Origin of the sequence: Micromonospora sp. URMC 107 (assembly GCF_051386315.1) — a bacterium.
In the GTDB taxonomy this organism is placed as follows: domain Bacteria; phylum Actinomycetota; class Actinomycetes; order Mycobacteriales; family Micromonosporaceae; genus Micromonospora.
Genome location: NZ_JBPQTK010000202.1, coordinates 1 through 6,687, shown reverse-complemented (window position 1 = coordinate 6,687; position 6,687 = coordinate 1). Strand labels below are relative to the sequence as shown.

7 protein-coding genes and 1 pseudogene are annotated in these 6,687 nt (G+C 73.4%); 3 read left to right on the top strand and 5 right to left on the bottom strand.

Going from position 1 to position 6,687, the window contains the following annotated elements; all coding sequences use genetic code 11:
• Positions 1-346: 346 nt before the first annotated feature.
• The gene (locus ACSNN9_RS27205; protein ID WP_436676125.1) at positions 347-1,183 is read right to left on the bottom strand and encodes an undecaprenyl-diphosphate phosphatase; all 837 of its coding nucleotides are present in this window, start codon (positions 1,181-1,183) and stop codon (positions 347-349) included.
• Entirely contained in the window at positions 1,180-2,232 is a 1,053-nt protein-coding gene (locus ACSNN9_RS27200) for an LLM class F420-dependent oxidoreductase (RefSeq protein WP_357880516.1), read from the bottom strand. The genes ACSNN9_RS27205 and ACSNN9_RS27200 overlap by 4 nt, the downstream gene beginning before the upstream one ends.
• Before the next feature lie 176 nt (positions 2,233-2,408).
• On the opposite strand from ACSNN9_RS27200, the gene ACSNN9_RS27195 reads away from it, so the two are divergent.
• Positions 2,409-3,380: an aldo/keto reductase gene (locus ACSNN9_RS27195; RefSeq protein WP_436676124.1), complete on the top strand. Its 972-nt coding sequence runs from the start codon at positions 2,409-2,411 to the stop codon at positions 3,378-3,380.
• Between the two features lie 32 nt (positions 3,381-3,412).
• On the opposite strand, the gene ACSNN9_RS27190 is transcribed toward ACSNN9_RS27195, so the two are convergent.
• The 3 genes from ACSNN9_RS27190 to ACSNN9_RS27180 are packed head-to-tail and all read right to left on the bottom strand — an operon-like array spanning position 3,413 to position 5,722.
• On the bottom strand, positions 3,413-4,312 hold the full coding sequence (locus ACSNN9_RS27190) for a hypothetical protein (protein WP_436676122.1): 900 nt from the start codon (positions 4,310-4,312) through the stop codon (positions 3,413-3,415).
• A gap of 22 nt (positions 4,313-4,334) precedes the next feature.
• Positions 4,335-5,396 (bottom strand): WXG100 family type VII secretion target, encoded by a 1,062-nt coding sequence (locus ACSNN9_RS27185; protein ID WP_436676121.1) that lies wholly within the window; start codon positions 5,394-5,396, stop codon positions 4,335-4,337.
• Complete coding sequence (locus ACSNN9_RS27180) at positions 5,393-5,722, bottom strand: hypothetical protein (protein ID WP_436676119.1); 330 nt, start codon at positions 5,720-5,722, stop codon at positions 5,393-5,395. Before ACSNN9_RS27180 ends, ACSNN9_RS27185 begins: the two co-directional genes overlap by 4 nt.
• 93 nt (positions 5,723-5,815) lie before the next feature.
• Between ACSNN9_RS27180 and ACSNN9_RS27175 the strand changes: the two genes are divergently transcribed.
• Positions 5,816-6,235, top strand: coding sequence for a YbaB/EbfC family nucleoid-associated protein (locus ACSNN9_RS27175; RefSeq protein ID WP_436676118.1), 420 nt, complete (start codon positions 5,816-5,818; stop codon positions 6,233-6,235).
• Positions 6,232-6,687, top strand: a pseudogene (locus tag ACSNN9_RS27170) (hypothetical protein); the annotation flags it as partial. The gene ACSNN9_RS27175 and the pseudogene ACSNN9_RS27170, both read left to right, overlap by 4 nt.

Sequence of the window (6,687 nt, the reverse complement as noted above, 5' to 3'; positions counted from 1 at the left end):
GCCCAGACCGTGCAGGTCTCGGCCTACCCCGACCACTACGCCCAGTGGGAACAGCAGGCCGCCGACCTCGTCGCCGAACACTGGAACAACTGACACACGACCACCACCGACTTTCCACCACAAGGGGGATCGCTGGCCGGCACCCGAACCCGGGGTGCCGGCCAGCGGCACATCCACCACTCGGCCGGCGCCGGGCGCGCCCGGTGGTGGACGCCCCGTCGTCGTCGATCAGCACGGACAGAGCGCCGGCACCGGCTGAACATGGATTCGGCTCCGTCCGCCCGGACATGGACCGGCCCCCGTCCGGTGGTGCGGGGACGGGGGCCGGTTCGCCATGTGCGGGCGGTCAGGTGGCGCTGATGGTGCCCGTCATCAGCAGGGCGAGCACCAGGGTGCCGAGGGCGACCCGGTAGAGCACGAAGACGTACAGGGTGTGGTGGGCGACGTAGCGCAACAGCCAGGCGATGGCCGCGTACCCGACGCCGAAGGCGATGACGGTGGCGACGATCATCTGGGCCATGCTCGGCACCGACGTGCCGGGGGCCGCCGGCTCGAAGACGTCACCGACGCTGAAGATCCCGGACATCACCACCGCCGGGATGGCCAGCAGGAACGAGTAGCGCGCCGCCGCCTCCCGGGTGAGGTTGAGCAGCAGACCAGCGGTGAGCGTGCCGCCGGAGCGGGACACGCCGGGAATCAGCGCCATGGCCTGGGCGAAACCCATCACCACGCCGTCGCGCATCCGGAAGTTCTGCAGGGTGCGGCTCTGCCGGCCCCAGTACTCGGCGAACGCCAGCACGAACGCGAACACGATCAGGGTGGTGGCCACCAGCCACAGGTTCCGGCCGGCGGTGCGGATCTGGTCCTTGAACAGGAAACCGAACAGCCCGATCGGGATCGAGCCGACGATGACGTACCAGCCCATCCGGTAGTCGAGGCTGGAGCGCACCGACTTGTCCCTGATGCCGACCAGCCACGTACGGGTGATGCGCCAGATGTCCTTGGCGAAGTAGATCAGCACCGCCGCCTCGGTGCCCAACTGGGTGACCGCGGTGAACGACGCCCCGGCGTCCCGGTCGAAGAAGATCGCCGAGGTGATCCGCAGGTGACCGGACGAGCTGACCGGAAGGAACTCGGTGAGTCCCTGGACGATGCCCAGGACGATGGCCTCGATCCAGGTCACTCGCCGACTCCCGAGAGGTCCAGCGCCTCGGCGACGGTACGCAGGGTCTGTACGCCGCTGTCCCGGTCGGCGGCGAACAGGCTCACGGAGAGGGTGGTGACGCCGGCGGCGGCGTACTCCCGCATCCGCTCGGCGATGCGCTCCTTCGGGCCCAGCAGCGAGGTGCGGTCGATGAACTCCATCGGCACCGCGGCGGCCGCGTCGCGCTGCCGCTTGGCCAGGTAGAGATCCTGCACCTCGCGGGCGGCGTCGCCGTAGCCCATCCGGGTGGCCAGCTGGTTGTAGAAGTTCTGCTGGCGGCTGCCCATGCCGCCGACGTAGAGGGCCGCGTACCAGCGGACCAGCTCGGCGCAGGTGGCGATGTCGTCGCCGACGACCACGGGCACCGACGGGACCACGTCGAAGCCGGCCAGTTCCTTGCCGGCCTTCGCCCGCCCCGCGCGAACCGACGCGAGCTGCTCCTCGGCGAACTCGGGAGCGAAGAAGACGGCCAGCCAGCCGTCGGCGATCTCGCCGGCCAGCTCCAGGTTCTTCGGACCCACCGCGGCGAGGTAGATCGGTATGTGCTCGCGCGGCGGGTGGAAGCCCAGCTTCAGCGCCTTGCCCGGGCCGTCGGGCAGCGGCAGCGTGTAGAACTCGCCGTCGTACGCGACGGCCTTGCGGGCGACTGCCAGCTTCACGATGTCCACGAACTCGCGGGTGCGGGCCAGCGGCTTGCCGAACCGTACGCCGTGCCAGCCCTCGGAGACCTGCGGGCCGGACACGCCGAGGCCCAGCCGGAACCGGCCGCCGGAGAGGGCGTCGATCGTCGCCGCGGTCATCGCGGTCATCGCCGGGGTGCGGGCGGGGATCTGCATCACCGCGCTGCCCAGGTCGATCCGTTCCGTCTGCCCGGCCATCCAGGCGAGCATGCTCGGCGAGTCGGAGCCGTAGGCCTCCGCCGCCCACACCACCGAGTAGCCGAGCCGGTCCGCCTCCTGGGCGAAGGCCAGGTGATCGGCCGGCGTGCTCCACGCTGTCTGGTATCCGAGGCTGAGCCCGAGTCGCACTTAGGTCCTCCCCCATCCGCACCACAGGTCGCATCAGGTTACGCAATGCCGGAGGACGTCCCGTCCACCGGTCACCACAACCCGGGCGGGCCCGGACGGTCGGAAACGCGACGCGCCCGGCACACTTGACGGGAGCGAGGATATCGGCGGGCCCCCGTTCGAAATAAGGTTCATTCATGCAACAGCGACCGCTCGGCCGAAGCGGGCTGGCGGTTTCGCGGCTCGCGCTCGGCACCATGACGTGGGGCCGGGACACCGACGCCGACGATGCGGCCGCCCAGCTGAAGAGTTACCTCGACGCGGGCGGCAACCTGATCGACACCGCCGACGTCTACGGCGACGGCGACGCCGAGTCGGTGATCGGGTCGCTGCTGGGCTCCCTGGTGCCGCGCGAGGAGCTGCTGATCGCCACCAAGGCGGGGCTGCGGCCGGGCAGCGGCCGGCGTCGGGACGGTTCGCGGGGGCACCTGCTACGCACCCTGGACGCCTCGCTGCACCGGCTCGGCACGGACCACGTCGACCTGTTCCAGCTGCACGGGTACGACCCCGACACCCCGCTGGAGGAGACGCTCGCGGCCCTCGACCACGCGGTGGCCAGCGGCCGGGTCCGCTACGTCGGGGTGTCGAACTTCGCCGGCTGGCAGACCGCGCGGGCGGCCGCCTGGCAGACCGCCTGGCCGGGGCGCGCCCCGGTGGTGGCGGCGCAGGTGGAGTACTCGCTGCTGGAGCGGGGCGTGGAGCGGGAGGTGCTCCCCGCCTGCGAGGCCCTCGGGCTGGGGGTGCTGCCCTGGTCGCCGCTGGGGCGCGGGGTGCTCACCGGCAAGTACCGGCACGGCCGGCCCGCCGACTCGCGGGCCGCCTCGCCGCACTTCGAGCGGTTCGTCGCCACCTACCTGGAGCCGCGCTGCTCCAGCATCGTGGAGGCGGTCGCCATCGCCGCGGGCGGGCTGGGTGTCTCCCCGACGGAGGTGGCGCTGGCCTGGATCCGCGACCGGCCCGGGGTGGTCGCCCCGATCCTCGGCGCACGGACGGTCGGGCAGCTGCTCGGCGCGCTCCAGGTCGAGCGGATGACCCTGCCGGAGGAGATCGTCACCGCGCTGGACGACGTCTCGGCCGTGCCGGTGGGCTACCCCGAGCGCGACGGCTGACCCCTCGCACCGCGCCGGGGGCGACCGCCCGGTCAGGCCGTGGGGCGCTGGCCGGGGAGGCCGCGTACGGCGGCGAGGAAGCGGGACTGGTCGTCGCGGGTGGCCGGGTTGACGATCCGAATCCAGGATCCGTCGTCGAACACGATGGTGGACGGGAACTGCATGAGGCGGGCCGCGCCGGCGTCGGAGTCGATCCGCGCGATGCGCCGCCGCGGCACGCTCCAGAGCACCTGGGGGCGCCGCCGGTCCTCTCGGTCGGGGTCGGGGCGGCGGCCCATCCGCAGCAGGTGCAGGTGGGTGTCGGTGACCGCCAGCGGGGTGCCGGTGTAGCGCTCCAGGAAGAGCAGCAGGCTGCCGGCGAGGGTGGCCAGGTCGCCGCTGAAGACGTACCGCCGCCGGTAGGCGATCTCGGCGAGCTGGTCGGCCAGCGGCCGGTAGCGGCTGAGCCGGAACAGCGCCCGGAACGCCTCCTGCTCCTCGGTGAGCGGCAGCGGTTCCCGGGGCGCAGCGCCCGGCGCGGGCTCCGCCTCGGCCGCCTCCGGCGTGCCCGCGGCGAGCACGGCGGCCTTGCCGGGCAGCAGCAGGACGCCCGCGGCGATCCGTACGGGCGTCAGCACGGCGTCCACCCAGGCGACCGGGTTGACGATGTTGAGCAGCCCGAACAGCGCGCGCGGGTCGAGCGCCTCGGCCAGTTCCGCGTTCACCCGGTCGGCGAGCTGGCTGCCGGCCCGGTGGTTCTCCGGGGCCCGTACCGGCGCCAGGCCGACGTAGCGGATCTCCTCACCCGGCAGCAGGGGCGCGACCAGGGCGCGCTCGGGCTCGTCGGTGGTGCGGAACTCGTCGCGCAGCTCGCGGGCCTTGTCCCGGGCGGTCCGCGCACCACCCAGCACCGCGTCGGTCAGCCGGCCCAGCCGACTGCGCCCCTCGGACACGCCCCACCCCCTCGATCGGCCGTCACCTGCCGGCCGGCTGCTCCGCCGGCGGCTGTCCGAAGACATTCTGGTCGATCCACTCGGCGCCGCCCTGCACCGCCGCGTCGACCTTGTCGCCGACCTGGTCCATGCCGGGCACCGACAGGCCCGAGACCATCGCGACCGTGCCCCAGGTGGCGCCGTGCACGACGGAGTTCGGGATGTTCCACGGCAGGTTGGTGGCCCAGTCCCGGCCGATCATCCGCGCGCCGTCGGCCATGCCGTGCGCCCGCAGCGCCCCGAGTCGTTCGAACGTGCTCATGTCGAAGGGCGTGCCGGACTTGCCGAGCTTCCAGCTGCCCTTCGCCGGGTCCATGAACCTGTGGAACCACTTGTCGGCGTCGCCGGCGGCCCGGCGCCTGTCGGCGTACTTCTGGCCGGCGCGCAGCGCCTTCTGCTTGTCGACCAGCTTGTCCAGGTGGTTGCGCAGCTTGCGCAGGTGGAACAGGACCCGTTGCAGCAGCCGGATGACCTTCTGCAGGTGCGCCGCCAGCGGCCGGATGATCTTCAGCATCCGGGCGAGCGCGATCATGCCCCGGGTGACCCCCAGCGCCACCCCGGCCGCCCAGGACGCCCCGGCGGTGAACGGGGCCATCAGCAGCGCGGTGACGAGTGTCACCAGCAGGAAGTTCACGAACTCCACGCAGATGTCGACCAGGACGTCGTGCACGGTCTGCAGCGCGTCGGCGACCCCGCGCAGGTACTCGGCGGTGGCGGTGAACTGCTCGGCGACGTCCAGCAGCTGCTGCTCGACCTCGGCCATCCGCCGCCCGTACGCCTCGCCGGACGGGGAGCGCCAGCCGGCCTGTTCGGCCTCGCGTACGCCGCGGTGGGTCATCGCCACCTCGCGCACCTGCGCGGCCAGCGCGTCCCACTCGGTGGCCTTGGCGCGCAGCGCGGCCGGTTCGCCGTCGACGAGGTCGACGAGCTGGATCAGCGGCCAGGCGAGGGTACGGCAGACGCTGTCGACCACCTTGTCCACGCCGGACAGCGCGTTGTCGATGCCGTTCCAGAGCTCGACGGCGGTGCCCGCGGGGCCGCTCACCGGGGCAGCCCCGTGCCGATGGCGCGGAAGGAGGCGTCGATGTCCTGCTCGTTGCGCTCGTAGGCCTCGGCCGTCCCGCCCAGCGCGCCGCCGACCCGCTCGAACGCGTCGTGGCCGGAGCGGAACAGCTCCATCCCGCCGGTGACCTGCTCGGCGTACTTCTCGCGGAGCATGTCGCTGACGAACGGCAGGTGCCCGAAGGCCCCGTCCGGAATCTCCCCGGCGGACGTGATCCGGCTCTCCAGCGCGGTCAGCGAGGTGGCCACCCGCTTCGCCGCCGCCTCGAGCCGACGTACCGCCTGCACGTCGACGTCGATGTCAGGCACGCCGTTCCTCCCCCACTCGCCCGGCGGGACGACGATACGATCATGCCGCCGACGGGCGCCACCCCGGCCGGCACCGTGCACGGGAGGTTCTCAATGTCTGACCCGCTGTCCGCGTTCGACGCCCTCGCTGGACGGCTCGCCGACATCGAACGCCGCTTCGCCGGGCTCAGGGACGACCTGGACGAGCTGAGCGCCACCGCCACCGACGACAGCGGTCTGGTGTCCGCGACCGTCGACGCCACGGGCGGGCTCACCGACCTGAGCCTCGCGCCGACCGCGCTGCGCGTGGGCACGGAGGACCTCGCGGCGATGGTGCTTGAGACGTACCGGCGGGCCCGCGCGGCGGCGACCGAGCAGCTCAACGAGCGCACCGAGGGGCTCGACGCGACGCTCGGCGCGGGCCTGGACGGGATCTTCGGCACCCCCGGCGACTTCGCCTCGCTGGGCCGCCTGGAGGAGGCCATGGGACGGTTGGGGCGGCTCGACGGCCGCCTCCCGGGGCCGCCGGCATGACGTCGCCGGGCTGGCCCGAGATCGTCGCCCGGCTGCACGACACGCTGTCGCGCTGCGACCGCGACACCGACCTGGAACTCGCCGCCGGTCCCCGCCGGCTGCACCTGATGGTGCGCCGGGACACCGTCCGCGGGGTCTGCCCGCCCTACGACGAGCGCGGCCTGGCCGAACTCGGCTGGCAGGCGCCGCGCGGGGCCGGCGGCTGGTGGTACGAGACGCCGCGCACCGCCGAGGGCCTGCGCTGGTGGAGCGGCTTCGCGACGCGGACCGCCGCCACGGTGCTGACCACGGAGCCCGGCGCGTTGTCCTGCCAGGTCCTCCCGCCCACCGGGCCGCGGGTACGGCCGGAGCCGACCGTGCCGCCGGTGCCCCGCGTGCCGGCCGGGGAGTCCGCCGGCGGGGCCGGCCCGGTGCGGGCGCCCGCCCCGCCTCCTCCGGGCGGCCGGTCGGGC

Excerpts from the sequence above, each read along its gene's own strand:
- ACSNN9_RS27195 (WP_436676124.1), top strand. The coding sequence starts at position 2,409 with ATGCAACAGCGACCGCTCGGCCGAAGCGGGCTGGCGGTTTCGCGGCTC.
- ACSNN9_RS27175 (WP_436676118.1), top strand. The coding sequence starts at position 5,816 with ATGTCTGACCCGCTGTCCGCGTTCGACGCCCTCGCTGGACGGCTCGCC.